The organism is Mycolicibacterium sp. XJ2546, assembly GCF_053483195.1.
The window spans coordinates 213009-234116 of the sequence record NZ_JBEFRW010000007.1 but is presented as its reverse complement, the minus strand read 5'-3'; the positions used below and the strand labels follow the sequence as shown (position 1 = coordinate 234116).

17 protein-coding genes and 1 tRNA gene are annotated in these 21108 nt (G+C 68.0%); 3 read left to right on the top strand and 15 right to left on the bottom strand.

Going from position 1 to position 21108, the window contains the following annotated elements; translation table 11 throughout:
• Positions 1–6: 6 nt before the first annotated feature.
• The 6 genes from nrfD to selA all read right to left on the bottom strand — a co-directional run bounded on the left by nrfD (position 7) and on the right by selA (position 8862).
• Entirely contained in the window at positions 7–951 is a 945-nt protein-coding gene (gene nrfD / locus ABQE44_RS14570) for an NrfD/PsrC family molybdoenzyme membrane anchor subunit (RefSeq protein WP_448430485.1), read from the bottom strand.
• Positions 948–1793 (bottom strand): 4Fe-4S dicluster domain-containing protein, encoded by an 846-nt coding sequence (locus ABQE44_RS14565; protein WP_448430483.1) that lies wholly within the window; start codon positions 1791–1793, stop codon positions 948–950. Before ABQE44_RS14565 ends, nrfD begins: the two co-directional genes overlap by 4 nt.
• Positions 1790–5059 (bottom strand): formate dehydrogenase, encoded by a 3270-nt coding sequence (gene fdh / locus ABQE44_RS14560; RefSeq protein WP_448430481.1) that lies wholly within the window; start codon positions 5057–5059, stop codon positions 1790–1792. Before fdh ends, ABQE44_RS14565 begins: the two co-directional genes overlap by 4 nt.
• 62 nt (positions 5060–5121) lie before the next feature.
• Entirely contained in the window at positions 5122–5682 is a 561-nt protein-coding gene (locus ABQE44_RS14555) for a hemerythrin domain-containing protein (protein ID WP_448392167.1), read from the bottom strand.
• Positions 5683–5842: 160 nt separating this feature from the next.
• On the bottom strand, positions 5843–7531 hold the full coding sequence (gene selB, locus ABQE44_RS14550) for a selenocysteine-specific translation elongation factor (RefSeq protein ID WP_448430479.1): 1689 nt from the start codon (positions 7529–7531) through the stop codon (positions 5843–5845).
• Entirely contained in the window at positions 7519–8862 is a 1344-nt protein-coding gene (gene selA / locus ABQE44_RS14545) for an L-seryl-tRNA(Sec) selenium transferase (RefSeq protein WP_448430477.1), read from the bottom strand. The genes selB and selA overlap by 13 nt, the downstream gene beginning before the upstream one ends.
• A 41-nt stretch (positions 8863–8903) precedes the next feature.
• Between selA and ABQE44_RS14540 the strand changes: the two genes are divergently transcribed.
• On the top strand, positions 8904–9422 hold the full coding sequence (locus ABQE44_RS14540; RefSeq protein WP_448430475.1) for a DUF488 domain-containing protein: 519 nt from the start codon (positions 8904–8906) through the stop codon (positions 9420–9422).
• A gap of 14 nt (positions 9423–9436) precedes the next feature.
• On the opposite strand, the gene ABQE44_RS14535 is transcribed toward ABQE44_RS14540, so the two are convergent.
• Positions 9437–9531: transfer RNA gene (locus tag ABQE44_RS14535), tRNA-Sec, on the bottom strand.
• A gap of 37 nt (positions 9532–9568) precedes the next feature.
• On the opposite strand from ABQE44_RS14535, the gene selD reads away from it, so the two are divergent.
• Positions 9569–10561, top strand: coding sequence for a selenide, water dikinase SelD (gene selD / locus ABQE44_RS14530; RefSeq protein ID WP_448430473.1), 993 nt, complete (start codon positions 9569–9571; stop codon positions 10559–10561).
• A gap of 223 nt (positions 10562–10784) precedes the next feature.
• Positions 10785–12173, top strand: a complete 1389-nt coding sequence (locus ABQE44_RS14525; protein WP_448430471.1) for a glycoside hydrolase family 183 protein — start codon at positions 10785–10787, stop codon at positions 12171–12173.
• On the opposite strand, the gene ABQE44_RS14520 is transcribed toward ABQE44_RS14525, so the two are convergent.
• From ABQE44_RS14520 to ABQE44_RS14485, 8 genes are all read right to left on the bottom strand, one after another.
• Positions 12145–13296, bottom strand: coding sequence for a fatty acid desaturase family protein (locus tag ABQE44_RS14520; protein WP_448430469.1), 1152 nt, complete (start codon positions 13294–13296; stop codon positions 12145–12147). The genes ABQE44_RS14525 and ABQE44_RS14520 overlap by 29 nt on opposite strands.
• Before the next feature lie 319 nt (positions 13297–13615).
• On the bottom strand, positions 13616–14134 hold the full coding sequence (locus tag ABQE44_RS14515; protein WP_448430467.1) for a DUF5994 family protein: 519 nt from the start codon (positions 14132–14134) through the stop codon (positions 13616–13618).
• Positions 14135–14318: 184 nt separating this feature from the next.
• A complete protein-coding gene (locus ABQE44_RS14510) occupies positions 14319–14522 on the bottom strand; it encodes a cold-shock protein (protein ID WP_448430465.1) in 204 nt (67 codons plus the stop codon).
• 123 nt (positions 14523–14645) lie between these two features.
• On the bottom strand, positions 14646–15137 hold the full coding sequence (locus ABQE44_RS14505; protein WP_448430463.1) for a DUF5994 family protein: 492 nt from the start codon (positions 15135–15137) through the stop codon (positions 14646–14648).
• Positions 15138–15412: 275 nt separating this feature from the next.
• Positions 15413–16954 (bottom strand): serine/threonine-protein kinase, encoded by a 1542-nt coding sequence (locus ABQE44_RS14500; protein ID WP_448430461.1) that lies wholly within the window; start codon positions 16952–16954, stop codon positions 15413–15415.
• Between the two features lie 161 nt (positions 16955–17115).
• Entirely contained in the window at positions 17116–17487 is a 372-nt protein-coding gene (locus ABQE44_RS14495) for a hypothetical protein (RefSeq protein ID WP_448430459.1), read from the bottom strand.
• Between the two features lie 64 nt (positions 17488–17551).
• On the bottom strand, positions 17552–19345 hold the full coding sequence (gene stpK7 / locus ABQE44_RS14490; RefSeq protein WP_448430457.1) for a serine/threonine protein kinase StpK7: 1794 nt from the start codon (positions 19343–19345) through the stop codon (positions 17552–17554).
• Between the two features lie 325 nt (positions 19346–19670).
• Positions 19671–21065: a cytochrome P450 gene (locus tag ABQE44_RS14485; RefSeq protein WP_448430455.1), complete on the bottom strand. Its 1395-nt coding sequence runs from the start codon at positions 21063–21065 to the stop codon at positions 19671–19673.
• Between the last annotated feature and the right edge of the window lie 43 nt (positions 21066–21108).

Sequence of the window (21108 nt, the reverse complement as noted above, 5' to 3'; positions counted from 1 at the left end):
CGGCTGTTACGCGTGGGCGCGCTGGCCCGCGTCGACCCGCTCCCGCTGGGGCACCACAACGTATTTCGGGTCGCGGGTGGACTCCACACCCGCCTCGAACACGGCGAACCGCTGCAGCGCGCTGCCCAGCAGCAGCGCCGCTCCCGACGCGGCCGTCACCGCGCGCCGGCCGCCGATCAGCGCGCCGACCGCGCCGCCGACCGTCAGTGCCTCCGACACTTGGCGCAGCCGGTGCGGCTTGCCCGATGCGTACGCCTCGGCGGCCACGCCCATCCGCTGGTCCATCACCCGAGCCGCGGTCACTTCCAGCGCCGCGCCGACGACGGCCATCCGCCGCGCCGGGCCGGTCTCGTCGCCCGGCGCCAGCAGCATCCCCAGCCCGCCGCCGCTGGCCGCCGCCGAGCCGACGAACACGAACGGCAGCTGCGGGTGCGCCTCCTTCCACGCCGGAACCGCCGTCTGCGACAACAGCACTGACGTATAGGACGCCACCGCCGGCGCCGTCGCCGCCGCGCCCAGCCCCGCCGGGCGCGCCAACCGCGCCACCAATCGGCCGAGCCGCGTGCGGCGCAGCCGCTGAGGCATCACCTCGGCCACCGCGGCCGCCCCGGCGCCCGGCCCGTACGCCGACAGGATCCAGGTGCCCATGCTCATCGGCGAACTCGGTTTGGCCACCCGCAGCATGTGATGGAACCGCTCCGGACGGCCCAGATCCGCGATGAGAAAGTAGAGGCTCGCCAGCACGCTCACCAGCGCGCCGATCCGCGAAACCTTGCGCAGCCCAGGCAGATCCGTCAAATCCGCGCCCGCGGCCAGCATCGCCGAACCGCCCGAGAGGCCGCCGGCGAACAGGTAAGCCGCGATCCGCCAGTCCCATACGGGAGTCTTGAGGATCTGCTTGCCGTAGTAGGAGCGAAACTCCGCGCGCGGCACCGCCAGTTGTTCCTTCATCGCCGCCACCCCGCGAACGCCGACACCGCGATGCCCACCAGCGCCGAGGCGGCGATGCCCGCGTAGCGCCACATCGCCGGGGCGTCGCGCGTGGGCACCACCGGATCCGGCGGCAACCCGTACACCTCCGGCTCGTCGAGCAGCAGGAAGAACGCGCCGTTGCCGCCGACACCGTCGTCGGGGTTCTCTCCGTACAGCCGCGCCTCGGTGACGCCGCGTTCGTGTAACTCGGCCACCCGCAACGCAGCTCGCTCCCGCAGCTCGTCGAGCACACCGAACTGGATCGAGTCGGTCGGACAGGCCTTCGCGCACGCCGGTTCGAGCCCGTCGTGCAGCCGGTCGTAGCACAACGTGCACTTCCAGGCGCGCCCGTCGCCTTCTCGGCGTTCGATCACCCCGTACGGGCAGCCCGAAACGCAATACCCGCAGCCATTGCAGATGTCTTGCTGCACAACGACGGTGTCGAACTCGGTGCGGAACAGCGCGCCGGTCGGGCAGACGTCCAGGCAGCCGGCGTGCGTGCAGTGCTTGCACACGTCGCTGCTCATCAGCCAGCGGAAGTCGGTGCGGGTCTCGGCACCTGACGTATCACCGGGCCGCTCAAATCCCGGCATTCCCAGGTCGACTGGGGGGTCAACTGGCGGCTGCTCGATGAACGCGACATGCCGCCACGAGTTCGCCCCCAGCTCACCGGTGTTGTCGAACGACGTGCCCAGCAGGTCGTAGCCGTCGTCGGGCACCGCGTTCCATTCCTTGCACGCCACCTCGCACGCTTTGCAGCCGATGCAGACCGACGTGTCGGTGAAGAAGCCGACCCGCGGTTGCTCGTCGTAGGCGGTCATGGCGCCTCCTCGGTGTGTTCGTCGGCGGGTTTCGTGGTGTCCACCTCGGTGCCGGTCTCGGCCGTGACACCGGCCCGACGCCGGTATTCCGCGATGTACCCCAGCAATTCGACACCGCGCGGCCGCCGGCCCGGCTGGATGTCGCACGTCGCGACCTTGCTCTCCTGGATGAACACGTTCGGGTCGGCGACCACGCCGAGCAGATCGTTGACCACGTCGCCGTCGATCAGCCCGACGTGTCCCCAGTGATACGGCATCCAGATCTGGTGCACCACCCGGTCTTCGATGCGCAGCGGTCGCATCCGCTCGGTGACGAGTACGCGGGCGTCCACCGCGGTGCGGCTGGTGATGACGTGCGCCCAGTCCATATGCGAAAGTCCGCGCAGCTCAGCCAATTGCGGCGACACCTCCACGAACAACGCCGGCTGCAGCTCGCTGAGATACGGCAGCTGCCGGCTCATACCGCCCGCGGTGTGGTGCTCGGTCAGCCGCGCGGCGGTGAACACGTACGGGAACACCTCGCCGTGGGGTTCGGGCGGTGAGGGGTTCGACGGGTTGTCGGCGCGGCCGTACACCTTGCGCGCCGGGTTGCCCTGCTGCCGGTACAGCGCGTTGCGCACCGGTGATTCGTGCGGTTCGTAGTGCGTCGGCAGCGGACCGTCGAGCACGCCGCTGGGAGCGAACAGCCAACCCTTACCGTCGGCCTGCATGACGAACGCGTCGTCACCGCGCAATGCCGCCACCCCGATGGCGTCCGGATCCGGCCGGTAGTCCGGGGGTTTCGTCTTCTCGAAATCCGGTACGTCATAACCGGTCCACTCGCCAGCGTCCCCTTTCTCGGGGTCCCACCAGACGAGCTTCTTGCGTTCGCTCCAGGGCCGGCCCTGCGGATCGGCCGAGGCCCGGTTGTAGAGCACCCGCCGGTTCATCGGCCAGGTCCAGCCCCACTCGCCGGGCGGGCCGTGGTCGGTGTGCGGGTTGCGGCGCGCGGCCTGGTTGATGTCCTCGGCGTACACGCCGCTGTAGATCCAGCAGCCGCAGAGGGTGCTGCCGTCGGCCTTGAGTTCGGTGTAGCCGTTCACCGCGCGGCCGGTGGTCAGGTCCACCCCGTTGATGCGGTGCAGCACGTCCTCCGCGGAGGGCTCGTCGCCGTCCATCGCGTAATCCCACGACAGCTCCAGCAGCGGCCGGTCGCGCTCATCGGTTGAGCCGGCGAGCTTTTCGCGCAACCGGCGACCCAAGTGGTAGAAGAACCACAGCTCCGAGCGGGCATCGCCCGGCGGTTCGACGGCCTGCTCACGCCACTGCAGCATCCGCTGCGTCTGGGTAAACGTGCCCGACTTCTCCACATGCGCGGCCGCCGGGAACAGGAACACCTCGGTGCGGCAGGTCTGCGGGTTGATCTCGCCCGTCTCGATCTCCGGGCCGTCCTTCCAGAACGTCGCGCTTTCGATCTCCACGAGGTCGCGCACCACCAGCCAGTCCAGGTTCGCCATGCCGAGGCGCTGCAGCCGGCCGTGCGCCGAGCCCACCGCAGGGTTTTGGCCCAGCAGGAAGTAGCCGAAAACCTTGCCGTCGACCATATCCATTACGGTGCGGTAGGTGCCGTGGTCGCCGTTGATGCGGGGCAGGTAGTCGAAGCAGTAGTCGTTGTCCGCGGTGGCGGCGTCGCCCCAGTACTCCTTGAGCAGCGACACCATGTAGGTATCGGCGTTGCGCCAGAACCCTTTCTGGTAGGTGCCCATGACGTCGTCGAGGTAGTCGGACAGCGACTCATGGCCAGCCTCGGGCATCGCGAGATAACCGGGCAGCAAGTTGAACAGTGTCGGTACGTCGGTGGAACCCTGGATGCTGGCGTGCCCGCGTAACGCCAGCACGCCGCCACCGGGCCTGCCGATGTTGCCGAGTAGCAGCTGGATGATCGAACCCGCGCGGATGTACTGCGCGCCCACCGAGTGCTGCGTCCAGCCGACGCTGTACACCAGCGCCGAAGTCCGTTCTCGCCCAGAGTTTTCCGCCCAGGCCCTGGCAACCTCGAGGAACTGCTCGGCGGGCACCCCGCAGACCCGCTCCACCATTTCGGGGGTGTAGCGGGCGTAGTGGCGTTTGAGGATCTGGTAGACGCAGCGCGGGTCCTGCAGCGTCGGGTCCGACGGAATCTGCTGGGTGCCTTCCAGCGGCGCACCGCCCGAGCCGTGCCGCTCCGGTGCCGCCTCTTCCTTGTCTTCCTTGCCGCCTTGTTCTGAGCCCGTGGTCTGGTACTGCCAGGTCGAGGGATCGTAGGAGGCGGTGTCGGTGTCGTAGCCGCTGAACAGGCCGTCGAGATCCTCGGCGTCCCGGTAGCGTTCGTCGACCAGGAACGACGCGTTGGTGTAGGCGGCGACGTACTCGCGGAAGTCCAGCTCGTTGGACAGGATGTAATTGATCACCCCGCCGAGGAACGCGATGTCGCTGCCCGCGCGCAACGGGACGTACTGGTCGGCCAGCGCGCTGGTGCGGGTGAACCGCGGGTCGATGTGCACGACGCGTGCGCCGCGGGCCTTGGCCTCCACCACCCACTGGAACCCGACCGGATGGGCTTCGGCCATGTTCGAGCCCATGATGACGATGAAGTCAGAGTTGGCGAGGTCCTGCTGATAGTCCGTCGCTCCGCCGCGACCGAAGGAGGCTCCCAGACCGGGAACCGTGGCGCTGTGTCAAATACGGGCCTGGTTCTCGATCTGCAAAGCGCCTAAGGCGGTGAAGAGCTTCTTGATCAGATAGTTCTCTTCGTTGTCCAGCGTGGCGCCGCCCAGGCTGGCGATGCCCAGGGTGCGGCGCAACGTGTTGCGGTCGGCGTCGAACTGCTGCCAACCCTTGTCGCGGGCGTCGAGCACCCGGTCGGCAACCATGTCCATGGCGGTGTCGAGGTCGAGTTCCTGCCATTCGGTGGCGTACGGCGGGCGGTAGCGCACCTTGGTCAGCCGCTGCGGGCCGGTGACCAGCTGCTTGCTGGCAGATCCCTTGGGGCACAGGCGGCCTCGGGAGATCGGGCTGTCCGGGTTGCCCTCGATCTGGATGACCTTGTCGTCCTTGACGTAGACGTTCTGCGCGCAGCCGACCGCGCAGAACGGGCAAACCGAGCGCGCGACACGGTCGGCGTCGACGGTGCGTGGGGTCAGCTCCGCGCTGAGCTTGGACTGGGCGGCCCGGCCGCGACCCGTCGGATCCTGCCCCGTGAGCTGCCGATACACCGGCCACGACTGGAACAGTTTCTTGATCTCCATGAAGCTCTCCCTACCCGGCGGTCCCTCGATCAAACCACGGGCGGGAGCGTCCCGCGTATTGCTCAGCTATTGCGGCCCGTCAGCGCGTCGCGCAGCCGGTCGACCAGCCCGGCACCCGGCCCGAGGATCTTGTTGGCCGGCGGGCGGTCCGGTGCCAGCGGATGCGGCCTGGTGGGGGCGAGGTTCTTGGCCTGGTGGAACTTTTCGCTGAGCTCGCCGAGCTCTTCGCCGGTGCAGGCGTCGCGAAGCTGGGGCAGCAGATCTTCTTCTTCATCTTCGATGTGATGGCGGATATCGGCGATCAGCTTGCGGACCAGGTCGTCGTACTTGGGGTCGTCGGTGCCGGCCTTCTCGATGTCCTTCATCACCTCTTCGGCCTCCGAGTGCTCCTCGATCTCGTGCTCGACGAGCTTGTCGCCGTCGGGCACCTTCTCTCGGGCCGCCGGGTAGACGAACTGCTCCTCGGCGACGGCGTGGCGCACGATGCCCGCGATCACGTGCTCCACCAGTTCGGGTTGGGTGCGCGGATCGCCGGCGGACTCGATTTCGGTGAAGACGCTCTCGAACTCGCGGTGGTCGGTGATGATGTCGTCGACGATGTTGCCGGTTTTGACGTCGGCCATGGGCTGCTCCTTCCGTACCTCGGACGCGTACCCGCGCGGAACGGCGCCAAACGTTCGACCGGCGGGCGCTCAGGCCCGCGAGCGCTCACTCTGGTACAGATTTCGGGGGCAAAACCGTACGAGGGTGAGCGCTCGCGGCCAGCGGAGCGGCGAAGGACGGCTAGATCACCGTGCGGGTGCCGTCTTCGGCGCGACGGGTACGGCCCCGCTTGTCGAGCTGCTCCAGCAGCGGCACCGCGACGCGGCGGGTGGTGTTCAACGCCCGCTTGGTTTCGGCGACGGTGAACGGCTGCGGCAGGGTCTGCAAAATCTCGGCGGCCCGGTCGAACGCGTCGGCGCCGAGCACGACACCGTCGGCGATGCGGGTCAGGCGTTCGGCACGGATGGCAGCGGCCAGTTCCCGCGCGCCGAGCCCGAGCTCGCTGAGCTGATCGGCCTCCGGCGCCCGGAACGGCTTTGCCGCCAACCATTTTTCGACCGTTCGCACCGCCTCGTCCACCCGCGGCGGCAGCGTCGCGTCCGGTCGCCGCACCACCCCGTCGGCCACGAGCAAGCCGGTACCGTCGAGCAGCGCGGCCACCAGTTCGGCGGCGGATAACTCGAGGTCCTGCCGCAGCGTCTCCAACGGCATGCCCGCGGCGATGTCGTGCTCGGTCGACCACCGTTCGACGGCCACCGACACTTGCCGGCGTTGCTGCGCCCACCAGTCTGGATCGATTACCCACTCGCCGACCCGCAGACCATCTACGACAAACCCCATGGCGTGCAAGTCATCTAACCGCGCACACACCGGCGGCTTCGCGCGTCCGGACGCCAACTCCTCGGCCCGCGCTCGTGCGGCGCCCCGCCGACGCAGCGCCGGCGGCCGCACATCGAGCACCTCGATGCCCGCCGCGATCAGATGCTGACCGGGGTCGCGCAGCAGCCCGACGTCGCCGATACGCAACGGCAACGGTCGCGCCAGCCGCAACCGCGCCGCTGCCGTGCCCAGCGGTCGCAGCTGGACCGGTACGGCTGCCGAACCGATGTGCAGCAACAGGTTTCGGTGCAACTCTCCCGTTGCCCGCACCGAAACGTCCACTTCGGCGGTGTCCAGCCACGCCCCCGGTGTACGCAGGGTGTCGCCGCGGCCGACCTCGCGGTGGTCCAGCCCGCGTAAGTTCACCGCGACGCGCGCCACCGCCGAAAGGGACGTTTGGGCGCGGGTGAGCGACTCTAATCCCCGCACGGTATAGCGCCGACCGGCGTGCTCGAGCTCGTCGCCGACCCGCACCGTCCCCGCCGCCAGCGTCCCGGTGACGACGGTCCCGGCCCCGCGAATCGTGAACGACCGGTCCACCCACAGCCGCACATCCGCGTCGACGTCGGGGGCCGGCAGCCGCGCGGCGAGCGCCACCAGCTCCGCCCGCACCGCATCCAGATCCGTGCCCAGCACGACGGACGCATCCGGAAGCCGTTGCTGCACAGCAGCTATCGCCGCAGCAGGATCGACCAGGTCAGCCTTGCTGATCACCACCATGATGTGCCGCACACCCAACGCCCGCAATGCGGCGAGATGCTCCTCGGACTGCGGCATCCATCCTTCGGTGGCCGCGACGACGAACATCACCGGGTTTTCCGGGGCTATCCCGCCGACGCCGGCGAGCATGTTGGCCACGAACCGCTCATGGCCCGGCACGTCGACGAACGCGAACTGCCGACCCTCGATCTCCGTCCACGCGTAGCCAAGCTCGATCGTCAACCCGCGGCGCTTCTCTTCGGCCAACCGGTCCGGCCACATCCCGGTGAGCCGCTGCACCAGCGTCGACTTCCCATGATCGACATGGCCCGCCGTGGCTACGACATACATGCCCGCACCGCACGCACCAGCACGTCGTCGTCGTCTGGCCGCACCGTGCGCAGATCCAGCAGGCAGCGGCCGTTCTCCAGCCTGCCGACCACTGCCGGGCTACCCATCCGCAGCGGCGCCGCACATGACTCGGGCAGACTCACTGCCGCACTAGGCAATTCGACACCTGGTGCGCCTCCACCGCCCACCGCGGCGACACAGTCCACCGCCCAGGCGTCGGGTAACTGCGCGGCCAACCGCGCCGCGCGTTCCCGCAACGAGACCACGTCCACGTCGAGCGCCTCCGCCACCGGCGACGGCGGGCCCTTCAGCGTCGCCTCCAGCGCCGCCAACGTGAGCTTGTCGACCCGCAGCGCCCGCGCCGCCGGGTGCCGTCGCAGCCGCTCGATCAGCTCCGCGGCGCCGAACAGCACCCCGGCCTGCGGCCCGCCGAGCAGCTTGTCGCCGCTGGCGGTGACGACGTCGGCGCCGTCGCGCAGAACCGACGTCGCATCGGGCTCGTCGGGCAGCAGCGGATGCGGATTCAGCAACCCCGAGCCGATGTCGACGACCAGCGGCACGCCAAGGCCCGTGAGCTCGGAAACGCTTACCGCCGAAGTGAATCCGCTGACGAGATAGTTCGACGGGTGCACCTTGAGCACGAAACCGGTGTCGGCGCCGATGGCGTCGGTGTAGTCGCGCAGGTGGGTGCGGTTGGTGGTGCCGACCTCGCGGAACCGCGCACCGGTGGACTCCATCAGCTCCGGCAGCCGGAAGCCGTCGCCGATCTCGATCAGCTCGCCGCGGCTGACCACGATCTCCTTGCCGGGCGACAGCGTCATCGCAGCCAACAGCAGTGCGGCGGCGTTGTTGTTGACCACGTGCACCCCGCCTGCGGTCGGGACGGCCGCGGCCAGCGCCGCCAACGCACCCCGCCCGCGTCGCGCACGCCGTCCCGACTCGAGGTCGAACTCGACGTCGGTGGCGCCCGCAGCGGTGACCATCGCCTCGACCGCGGCCTGCGACAGCGGCGCGCGCCCGAGGTTGGTGTGCACGACGACGCCGGTCGCGTTGATCACCGGGCGCAGGCTCGCGGCACTGGTGGGCAGCGCGGCGACGGCGTAGTCGGCGACGTGTTCGGGCGCGATCGTGCCCGCCCGCGCGCGTTGCTGGGCGTCGGCGATGACGGACTTGACCAGCGTGCGGCCCAGCGTCCGCGAGGCGTCGACCAGGCGCGGGTCCGCGAGCAGCGCGTCGGTGCGCGGCACCTGCCGGCGCGGGTCCTCGTCGTGCGATTTCGGCGCGCTCAGGGACTCTGAGGGGGCATTAGCGCGCCGAAATCGCCGGGACATGGGGCCATCATGACAAGCCGCTCCTCGGGTACACAGAAGAAGTGCTGATCTCGGTGGGCCACGGAAAGCTGGACAAGGCTGCGCTGTCGCAGTTGTTGACGGACGCCGAGGTCGAGGCGCTGGTCGACATCCGCCGCTACCCCAACAGTCGGCACAATCCCGACGTGGAGACCGGCGCGATCACCGTGTGGGCGGCCGACGCCGGGCTGGACTACCGCTGGGATGCCCGCCTGGGTGGGCGCCGACGGCTGCCCGCCGACACCGAACCCGAGGACACCTGGTGGCGGGTCAAGCAGTTCGCCGCCTACGCCGCCTACACCCGCACCGAGGAGTTCGGCGAGGCGCTGGCAGAGCTTCTCGAGCAGGCGCAGCAGCAGCGCACGGCGATGATGTGCAGCGAGGCGGTGTGGTGGCGGTGTCATCGGCGCATCGTCGCCGACGTGGCGGTGGTGAAGTTCGACGTGCCGGTCTGCCACCTCATGCACGACGGCCGGCTGCGTGAGCACCCGGCATCCGAGGGCGCGCAGCTGCGCGACGACGGCCAGCTGGTGTGGGTCTGACCTGGCGTTACGGGTGGCGGAGGCGGACGGGAATCGAACCCGCCAGCGACAGAATCTGCCGCTCAACGATTTTGAAGACCGTGCCGGTCACCAGACCAGATACGCCTCCCTGCCCGGGTCCGATCATGCCAGGGCAGCATGGAGCCATGGCCTATCGACTGACCCAGTACGCCCACGGCGGCGGTTGCGCGTGCAAGATCCCGCCCGGCGAGTTGGAGGACGTGGTGCGCGGGTTGACGTTGGCCGCGCCGCGCGACCCGGTCGGCGAACTCCTGGTCGGTCTGGACGACGGCGACGATGCCGCGGCCGTGCGCATTGACGGCGATACGGCGCTGATCGCGACGACGGACTTCTTCACGCCCGTCGTCGACGACGCCTACGACTGGGGCCGCATCGCCGCGGCCAACGCACTCTCGGATGTTTACGCGATGGGCGGGCGACCCGTCGTCGCGGTCAACCTGCTGGGCTGGCCGCGCGATGTGCTGCCGTTCGAGCTGGCGGCCGAGGCGCTGCGCGGCGGCATGGACGTCTGCGGTCTCGCTGGCTGTCATTTGGCGGGTGGGCACAGCGTCGACGACCCCGAACCGAAGTACGGCCTGGCGGTCACCGGAATCGCCGACCCGAACCAGTTGCTGCGCAACGACTCCGCCAAGCCGGGGCTACCGCTGTCGTTGACCAAACCGCTGGGCGTCGGAGTGCTCAACAGCCGGCACAAGAACACCGGTGAGCGCTTCGCCGAGGCCATCGAGGTGATGACGACGCTGAACGACCGTGCGGCTCAAGCGGCTCTTGCGGCCGGCGTCGAATGCGCCACGGACGTCACAGGTTTCGGGCTGCTGGGTCATCTGCACAAGTTGGCGCGGGCCAGCGGTGTGACGGCGGTGCTCGACGCGGACGCGGTGCCATACATCGACGGTGCGCGCGAGGCGTTGGCGGCCGGGTATGTCAGCGGCGGCACCAAGCGCAACCTCGACTGGGTCCGCCCGCACGTCGATCTGGACGCAATCGACGAGGACGAGGCACTGCTGCTCGCCGATGCGCAAACCTCCGGCGGGCTGTTGATCGTCGGGGAGATTCCGGGCGCGCCAGTCATCGGTGAGTTGGTGCCGCGCGTGGAGCACACGATCGTCGTGCGCTGACCCATGTAACTCTCGCGAGACGTACACCGGGGCTGCGATCCGGCCGAAATCGCGACCCTGGTGTACGCCTCGCGAGAATTGAGCCGGTGACCGTATTGCGACACGGTCACGGACGCGTATCCATTGCAACTCAGCGGGCACAACAAGATCATCGGTCACTATCGTCACATCAGCCCCAAATGTTGAACCGACGTCACTGCGACGTCCGCCCGGAAGGTGTGACATGTCGCCGCGTCGACGTATCCCAACGCTCTCGGTGGCGGCGGCGGCCGTGATCGGGCTGATCGCCACACTCGGGGTCGCCGCGCCGGCCGCCGCCGAACCCTGCACCGGTGCGGCCGCGGCCGCTCAACCTCCCGCCGCCAACAACGCCGAAGAAACCCCACTGCTGCCTGGGCTGAACCGTCGACCGGTCGGCCAACGTCCCGACGGCGCCAACGAGGACGCGCCGCTGCCGAGCCTGGGGCAGATCTCGGCACCGCTGCAGCAGCAGGCCGCCGTCCAACCGTCGCCGGCCGTTCCGGACGCCAACACCGTGGCTCCTGCCCCGGCCCCACCGCCGCCACCATCGCCGCCGGGTACCTCGCTCGTCGGGTGGGTCACCGGGCCCGACAGCCCCAACAAAACCATCGAACGTTTCGCGATCACCGGCACCGATCTGGGGATCATGTGGGACAACGGCGATCCCGCCAACCGCCAGGTGCTGATGGCGTTCGGCGACACCTACGGCTACTGCAGCGTGCGTGGCCAGCAGTGGCGTTACAACGTGCTGTTCCGCAGCCAGGACGGCACCCTGTCCAACACCGTCGCGGTGCCCAACGGCGTTCTGGCCAGCAACTATTCGGGTTCGCCGATGCTGCGGCCCAACATCTCCAAGGCGATCCTGCCCGGCGTCAAGTGGGCGCCCGAGGAGAAGGGGATGATCCCGACCGCGGGCATCGCGGTGGGCGGTAAGCAGTACCTGAACTTCATGTCGATCAAGAGCTGGGACGGCGACGGCCGCTGGACCACCAACTACTCAGCGATCGCGGTGTCCCCCGACAACGGCGAGCACTGGGGCATCTACCCCGACAGCGTGCGGCCCGCCGCCGAAAGCGCCGTCCCGGACGTCAAATACGCGCCGGGCAACCAAAACTTCCAACAGGGCGCATTCCTCAAGCCCGGACCCGGCGACCCGTACATCTACTCGTTCGGCACACCGTCCGGGCGCGGCGGACCCGCGTTCGTCTCTCGCGTTCTTCCCGCCTATGTGCCCGACCTTCGCAAGTACGAGTACTGGAGTTCGGCCGCCAACGCCTGGGTGCCCGGCGATCCGGCCGCCGCCACGCCGGTGATCCCCGCTCCGGTGAGCGAGATGTCGGCGCAGTACAACACGTACCTCAACCAGTACCTGGTGCTGTACGGCAACGGCGCCAACGACATCGTCGCTAGAACCGCACCCGCACCGCAGGGGCCGTGGAGCCCCGAACGGTTGCTCGTGCGGTCGTGGGACTTCCCCGGCGGCATCTATGCGCCGTTCCTGCATCCGTGGTCGACCGGAAAGGAGCTGTACTACAACCTCTCGCTGTGGTCGGCATACAACGTCATGCTGATGAAAACCGTTCTACCCTAAGGAACTTGCGCTCCGAGGCCGTCTCGGGGGCATCGTCGCTCGTGGCGCGAAGGAACCGGTCGGGCAACGCGAGCTTGTGGATCGTGCGCAACGTCAGAAAATATTGGCGCGCAAGCGATCCAGTGGTGTACGGCAGGCCGTACTTCTTACACAGCGCCCGCACCCGCACCGATACCTCGGGCAGCCGGTTGCTCGGCAGATCGGGAAACAGATGATGTTCGATCTGGTAGCACAGGTGTCCGCTGGAAAATGCCAGCAGTCGGCCGGCGTTGAAATTCGCCGCACCAAGCATCTGCCGCAGATACCAATCGCCGCGGGTCTCGTCCTTCAGTACGTCGGCGGTGAACTTCTCCGCGCCGTCGGGAAAGTGCCCGCAGAAGATCACCAGGTAGGCCCACAGATTGCGCAGCAGGTTCGCCGATGCGTTGGCGCCCAGCGTCCTGCGCCAACGGGATCGGCTCAACGCCGGCACCACCACGTAGTCTTTGACGGCCTGGCGGACGATCTTGGTGACGAGCTCCATCCGGGCCTCGGAAATCTTCTGGGTGTCCGGAGCACGTCGGTCACGCTCGGAATGCACACCGTGAAGCGCGATACCCCACTCGAAAACCGCTGCCAGCAAAAGGTTCCGAAGTGGCTGCACCAGGTGCTGGGGTTGCCATGGCTGGTCGCGGGTGATCCGAATGACGCCGAAGCCAAGGTCGTCGTCGACGCCGACGATGTTGCTGAACACGTGATGGCGGTAGTTGTGCGAGTACCGCCACTGCGAGGAGAGCGCGACCATGTCCCACTCCCAGGTGTTCGAGTGGATCTCCGGGTCGTTCATCCAGTCCCATTGGCCATGGCCGACGTTATGGCCGATTTCCATGTTCTCGACGCTCTTGGCGTAGGCCAGGCCCGCTGTGCCCAGCAGCCAGCCCGCACGTGACCGGCTGGCGCCGATGATCACGCGTGCCAACACCTCAAGCGATCTCTGGAAGCCGATAGTGCGTCGGATATAGGTCGCGTCGCGCGCGTCGAGCGACTCTTCGATGTCGCGGCGGATCGCGTCGAGTTCCTCACCGAGGGCCTCGATGTCCGCCCTACTCAGATGCGCATACGCGGCAATGTCGGTAATTGCCAATCGATGTCCTATTGGTCCGTCCGGACGAGGCCGGGTGTGTCCGTGACGGTTTTCCCCAAAAGCGGCGCTTCCTAAACTTCATCTGGTCAGCGTTGATCTGTTGACGCTACACCGCGGTGGCGTAGTGTCAGGTACAGGCGGGACCACTCGGGCCCCACGATGAAGGGCCGGCGATGTCTGACAAGTCCCCTCGACAATCCATGAGCAAGAAGTCCGGAAAGACCCTGAAAGAGAAGCGTGCCGCCAAGCACGCCAAGGCGGCCGCCCGTGACGAGTCATCCACCGAGGCGGTCTTTCACAAGAAGCGTTGACGGCCCGGCTATTTCGCGCCCGCTCCTGACAGCCAACGCCGCTCATTGACTGCCGTTTGGTCGCGAATTTCGCGGTCCTGCTCGCTGATCTCCAGCAGCGCGTCGGTCGACGATGTGTCGTCGGGCGCGGCCGCGGTCATCAACGTCTCGTGCGCCTGGTCCGGGTCGAAAAGCGGTGGAACGACGAGCAAGGCGATTCTGTCTCCGGTGAGCCCCAGCACCTCGATGGTGTGGTTCGGTTGCAAGCGGTACCCGTCGAGGCGAACCTGTCGATCTGCCAGTCGCATGCGGGCGGGCACATCCAGCCAGTCGTCGAGGTTGTAGATCACCCGGGAAATGGGCCCCAACCGCACCGATAGCGCGACCAGCAGGTCGGGCAGTTCACGCGCGAGGTCATCGCTGTGCGGCCACCAGGCGCCATCGACGTAGCCCGTTGCGGGCGCTTTGGGCTTCAACCTCAGCCGCGGCGTGTTCTGCGGTCCGGTGGTGCGGGTGCTCGATACGGCGTAGCCAACTTGAGCGGTCATAGGACGATCCCGTCTCAGCCGCCGAAAGCGGCCGTTACTTCGAATCGGCGATGCACACGGATCAGATCATCGTGCGACGACGTACCGCCGATACCCCAAGTGTACGCCGGGGACACCACAAGAGGTCCCGAAATGCATTGTGGGCTGGCGGAAAACCGCCAGCCCACAACGGACGATGTACTCGCTAGACGGCCGTCACTCCAACTGCCTGCGGACCCTTGTTGCCCTGTTCGATGTCGAACTGGACGCGCTGGTTTTCGGTCAGTGTCCGGTAGCCATCACCGCGAATTTCGCTGTAGTGGACGAACACGTCATCCGAGGCTCCATCAGGAGCGATGAAGCCGAAGCCCTTGTCTTCGTTGAACCATTTCACGGTTCCCTGTGTCATACTTTCCAACTTCTCTCATTCTGAACGGATGTCAGAGAACATCCGTGGTCAGGATAGCAGCAACCGCCGCCATTGACCTATCGACGATAAATCGCCGCAAGGAATGCGTTGGGCGCCAATGCTTTACATAGCGGCGCTGGCCATCCGGCTGATCCACAACGCGCTTTCGGCGTTTGCGTCGCGAAGTACGCTTTCGGCCGCGTCACACCACTGGCTCTCGCGTTCAGACCCGACGAGCGGCCTGCCCGATGCGCACCGCATCACCAGGTTGCCCAATACCGGCGTCGTCATATGCGGCACGATGAGGATCTTGGCTTCGGCCGTACGGCCCACGATCCGCATCAGTCGGTGGCGCCGATGTTCGGCGGGGGCCTTGGGCCGCGCACTGGTCAGGATTGAATTCAGGTCCAGCGCCCCCTCGGTGGCCGACCAGTTGACGCAGATGTCGACGATCTCACCGAGCGGTCGATGCAGCACGCTGATCAGTTGCGGTAATTCACGGGCCGTCGAGCCGGTATGCGGCCACCACGCACCGTCGATGTCCGCGCCCAACGTGGGCGCGAGTACGAGCCTGACGGGCCGGGCAAGTCGCGGTGTACCCGTCAAGCCGTTCATGACGACGTCGTTACAGACGGATTCCGCTGCGGCCGATCGGAGAACACCGGGTTCGTCACCGGTTCGTCATTTCCGCTGGTGTTCGCGATGGGCTCGGATTCATCGAGATGTGAAAAAAGTTCGGACGACTTCATAAAACAAGTCCTCAAGTATGGTGCGCTTCGGCCAACGGACCGTCGAGCGAAGGGCAATCGAAATCGCAGGCAGATCGTCTCCCGAAGCGGGTGTCGAAGCGCTGCTGACCGGAGCCGGTCTACCCCCAGCCTACACGGGCACTAACTCGAACCGAACTCCAATGCCGGTTCTCTGGAGTCCACGCCGCGGTTACTGGAGATGGTCAACATGTCGGGGCGCACCTCGTAGCGGGCCCCGTCGGCCGGGTTGACCGCGACAAACCCGGTCCCGGATGGCACGGCGTTGCCGAGTTGCAGGCTGGCGCCGTCGCTCAGCCGTTCGCCGCGGTAGTAGAAGTCTCCCGGCGACGTTTCGCACACGATCGCAAGCGAATTCGCCGTGCGGATCGCCGCCGCCGGTTCGTCCCCGCTGTCACAGCGCGCCGAATGGCCCACGAAGCCGAGCGAATCGGTGCCCGACACCCCGGCGATCGGCGCCCCGCTCGGCGACGGCGTCGTCGTCGGTGACGTGGTGGTGGGTGTCGTGGTGGTGGCGGTTGTGGTCGGTGAGGTGGGCTCCGGGCCCGCCGGCGGCGGGACTGCGAGCCTGGTCTGCGGTTGGCTGCCGCCCCCGTCGGTGAACACCAGCACCGCGGCCAACACCACTGCCGCGGTGAACATCACGACGGTGCCGATCAGCAGCGCCATCTGGGCCCGGCTGAACCGTGATCGACGCGCCGGCCGCGGCGGCACGTACGGCGGCTGGCCCGTCGCCGCCGGGTGCGGATAGCCCGCCGGGAACTGCCGAGTCGATGGCGGCGCAGGCGGCACGGGCGCGGGCGCCGGCGTCGGCGCCGCGGCGGGCGGTTGATCGAGCGCCGCGGCGGCCGCCTTGGCCAGCTCCCCGGCCGAGGCGTAGCGGTCGGTGGGTTTCTTGGCCATACCGCGGGCGATGACGTCGTCGAAGGCCCGGCTGATCCCCCTGCGCATGATGCTCGGTCGCGGGGGCGGGTTGAACAGGTGCGCGGTGATGACCTGGCGCAGATCGGCCGCCTCGAACGGTGCGCGGCCGGTCAGGGCCTCATACAGCAGACACGTCAGCGAGTACACATCCGACGCCGGGCCGCCGCGTTCCCCGTTGAACCGTTCGGGCGCCATATAGGCGCTGGAGCCGATCAGCAGCCCCGTCATCGTCACGTTCGCCTCGCCGCTGCCGTGCGCGATGCCAAAGTCGACGAGGTATGCGAAATCCTCGGGGGTGAGCAGGATGTTTTCCGGCTTGATATCGCGGTGCACCAGCCCGCTGGCGTGCGCGGCGTCCAGCGCGGAGGCCACCTGGGTGATGATCGACACCGCCCGCGTCGGCGGCAGCGCGCCGGCGTTACGCAGTACCTCCTTGAGGCTGGCGCCCTCCACCAGCCGCATGTCGATGTAGAGCACCCCGTCGATCGCGCCGAAGTCGTGCACCGGGATGACGTGGGGCTCCTGCAGCCGGGCCGCGACGCGGGATTCGCGGCGGAACCGCTCCTGAAACGTCGGATCCGACGCCAAATCCGGTCGCAGCAGCTTGATCGCCACCATGCGGTCCCGGGCGGTGTCGTATGCCCGATACACCTCGCCCATGCCCCCGACCCCGATCAGAGACTGCAGCTCGTAGGACCCGAACCGGGTGCCCAGACGAGAGTCGCCGTTCGGGGAACTCACATCAAATCCTTTCCGTTCAACCGCGTGCGGCAGCGACTGTGCAGGTCAATTGGCAGCGTCGACAGGGTTCCCGCCGCGCGCTCGGACCTAACGTGATGAGCGCCCGACACTACCAAACTGTATGCCGCACAGGTGGTTTGGCACTCTCGCTGAACGGAAGCTCAGCCGGACTCTTCCTCGGTGGCGTTCGGATTGGGCGCGGTGACCGGCGGCGACGCGCTGACATCTGGTGCGCGGGTTACCCGGCTCGGGCCCTCGTCGGGCTCCTCGACCGGCGGCGCACCGGCAGGCGGCGCGGCGGGCGGCCCGGTGGGTGCGACGGGCGACGTGGTGACCGGCGCCTGCTTCTGGGTCGTCGGCGCCGGGGGCTGCGTCGGCGTCGGCGACGCCGTGGTGGTCGCGGTGGTGGTGGTCGTCGTCGTGGTGGTGTCCTGTGGTTGCTCTTCGCTACCGCACGCGGCCAAGGAGGCGGCCGCCACGACGGCGGCCGCGCCGATCGCGATTCGCACAGCTCGGTTGGTCGGTTCGCTCATCAGCGCTCCCAGCGGTGTCGGCGGTGAAAGCCGACGAATTCCCGGCGGCCGGGAGCGTGAAACGTTACTTCGTCGCGCCGTTGATCGACGGCTGGTCGATCATGCCCTTCTCCACCCCCCACATCGTGGCGATGGTGCGGTACTCACCGGTCTCGATCAGGTGTTCCAGCGCCAGCCGCAGCGACTCGGCCAGCGGCGATCCCTTGGCCACCGGCCAGCCGTAGAGCGCGGAGTCGAACACCTGCCCTGCTGCCTCCAGCGCGCCGCCAGAGGTCTTGATGGCGAACCCGGTCACCGGCGAATCGGCCGACATCGCATCGACCTCACCGTTGATCAGCGCCGTGTTGAGGTCGTCCTGGCTGACGTAGACGGCCTTCTCGATCCCGGCCATGCCCGCGGCCTCACACGCCGCGCTCTTGGCCGGGATCTCCGCGGTCTCCTGCAGCGACGCGTACGACACGCCGACGCGCAGGCCGCACGCGTTATCGGGATCCACCGAGGAGCCGGCCTGCTGCGCCCACAGCGTGCCTGCCTCGAAGTAGTTGACGAAGTCCACCGACTGCTGGCGTTCCCTGGTGTCGGTGAACGACGACATCCCCACGTTGAAATCGCCGGCCCGCACCGACGGGAAGATCGCCTCGAACGCGGTCTCGCGGTACTCCGGCACCAGGCCAAGCGTGCGGGCGATTGCGTTCATCAGGTCGACGTCGAAGCCGACGATCTGCCCGTCGGCGTCCTTGAATTCGTTTGGTGAGTAAGGCACGTTGACGCCGACGATCAGCCGGCCCGTCGACCGGATGTCCTCGGGCACCGTCGCCGCGATCGACTGCACCGCACCCGGGACGGCCTCGGGCGTCGCCGTCGACGAGCCCTCGGCCATGGAGGCCGGCGTCGCCTCGCCCCCGTTGCCGCCGCGCCACTGCCAGACGCCGAAGGTGCCCAGCGCGGCCACCAGCACCACGGCACCGGCCACCGCGAGCACCCGCCTGGACATGCCTGGGGTGCGCCGTGCGGCGTGGCGGCCGCTGCCTGCCATCCGCACCGGCGCGTTGAGCGCCCGGCGCGCGGCATCGGCCAGCGCGCCCGCGCTCTGGAACCGCTTACCGGGCTTCTTGGCCATGCCCTTGGCGATGACGTCGTCGAACGCGGCGAGCCCGGGATCGGTGGCCGACGGGCGCGGCACCTCCTTGCTCACATGCGCGGCGATCTGCTGTTCGAGCGTTTCGGCGGGGTACGGCCGCACCCCGGTCAGGCACTCGTAGAGCACACAAGCAAGCGCGTAGATGTCGGCGGTCGGGTCGACGGGTTTGCCCTCGAAACGCTCGGGGGCCATGTAGGCCATCGTGCCCAGGGTGCTGCCCGCCGTCGTCAACCCTTGTTCGCCGGCCGAGCGGGCGAGCCCGAAGTCGATGAGGTACACGAAGTCTCGGTCGGTGAGCAAGATGTTCGACGGTTTGACGTCGCGGTGGATCAGGCCCGTTGCGTGCGCGGCGTCCAGCGCCGACGCGAGCTGTTCGACGATGCTGACCGCCAGAGCCGGCGCCAGCGGGTTGGGCCCGTCGGCGAGCATGGTGCCGAGGTTGCGGCCCTCGATCAGGCGCATGTCCAGGTAGAGGCGGCCGTCGATCTCACCGAAGCCGTGGATCGGCACCACGTGCGGATCGTTGAGGCCGGCGGCAGCTTGAGATTCGCGCCGGAACCGTTGCTGAAACGTCTCGTCGGCGGCCATCGCGACCGGCAGCAGCTTGAGCGCGACGACGCGGTCGGTACGGGTGTCGTAGGCGCGATAGACCTCACCCATTCCGCCCCGGCCGATCAACTGCTGCAGTTGATAGTGCCCGAATGGTGTCGCGTCCACCCTCACTCCTCGCAGCGTGCCCCGCGTCGCTGTGTCGATCGAAACTACAACACGTTTGCCAGCAATGTGGCCGCGCGTGCCATTCGCGGATGCGATCAGGCCGCCTTCACCAGGACCGCGTCCGCGGTCGGCAGCGTGAGCGTGACGTTGGAAACCCGCGGCTCGCCCAGCGTCCATACGGTCTGATACGTGCCCGCGGCACGACGATCTGCGTGGATGGCGCTCCGGGGGACACCTAGTGAAGTGCCAAGCTATGCGCGAATTCTTCGCTCACCTACTACTGCGCCACGCAACTTGAGCGAATTTGTCGCGCATAGCTTGGCAGTTAGGTCACAGTGCCCCTTGAGACCGCACCTCTGGAGACGGCGGCAGACCGCTCCTCGGCGCCGTCACTGGAAAGCGGGTCGCGCGCGCGGCGGGATCGCACCGTGATCCGGGCGCCGCGTTTCGGCGCGAAGATGACGTGCCGCAGCCGCACCTTCTCATCGGCCTCCGCCGTGGTGGCCAACTCGACACGACGCAAGACCTCGCGCAGCACCACGCACATCTCGGTCAGCGCAAAAGTCGCACCGAGACAACGCCGATTGCCGCCGCCGAACGGCAGCCAGGTCGTCGGGCTCAGCGTCGCACCCACCATCCGCTCCGGATCGAAGTCCTCGGGCCGCGGATAGACCGACGCGCTCGAGTGCACCAGCGTGATGCTCGGCACCACCATCACCCCGGCCGGCAACCGATAGCCGGCGATCTCGACCGGTTCCTTGATGATGCGACCGACGTCGGGCACCACCGGGCGCACCCGCAGCGTCTCCTTGGCCACCGCGTCCAGGTACTCGTCGTCGCCGGAGTCCGCCGCGGCCACCGCCTTGGCCAGCACCTCGGGATGGCGCGTCAACCGTTCCAGCGCCCACGACAACCCGGTCGCGGTGGTGTCGTGGCCGGCGGCCAGCAGCGTGATCAGCTGATCGCGTAATTGCTTGTCGCTCATCGCCGTACCGTCCTCAGCACCGGCCTGCACCAGCATCGCCAGCGCGTCGGTGCGCGACGCCAACTCTGGGTCGGCGCGCCGTTCGGCAATCTCCTCGTACAGCAGCCGGTCGGCTTCGGCGATGTGTTCGCGCAACCGCCGCCACGGCCGGCGCTGCAGCAGATGCGGCTTGGCCAGCGCGATCGACTGCCACGGGCCGACGTCGAGCAGCCGCGGTATCACCGCGCGCAGCGCCGCCAGCCGGGCCGGGTCGCTGGCGCCGATCACCGTGCGCAAAATGACCTCCAGCGTGATCTCGGCCATCTTCGGCGCCACCGCGAACGGCCGGCCCACCGGCCAGCCCGCGATGTTCTCCGCGGCGATCTCAGCCATGGTCGCCGCCTGACGCGCGACCGCGTCGCGATGGAACGGCGCCATCATCAGCCGACGACGCTCGCGGTGCGCGTCGCCGTCGACCACCAGCACCGAACTGTCCCCGAGCAGCCCGCGCAACATCGAATTCGCTTCCCCGGCACGGAAAATCCGCGGATCACCGGCGAATACCGTCTTGATGTCGTCCGGGTCGGACAGGTACACCATCGGGCCCATCATCGAGTTGCGCAGCGTGAAGACGTCGCCGTAGCGGCGCCGGCACGCGGCCACGAACGGTCCCCAGCACCGCGCCATGGCCATGAGCTGGATGAACGAGGGAATCGGCGGTCCCGGCGGCAACCCTGCCCGGCTTGTTCCACTCATGCCTAATAGGCTACGAGTTCCCGTCGCGACATGGAACGGGTTC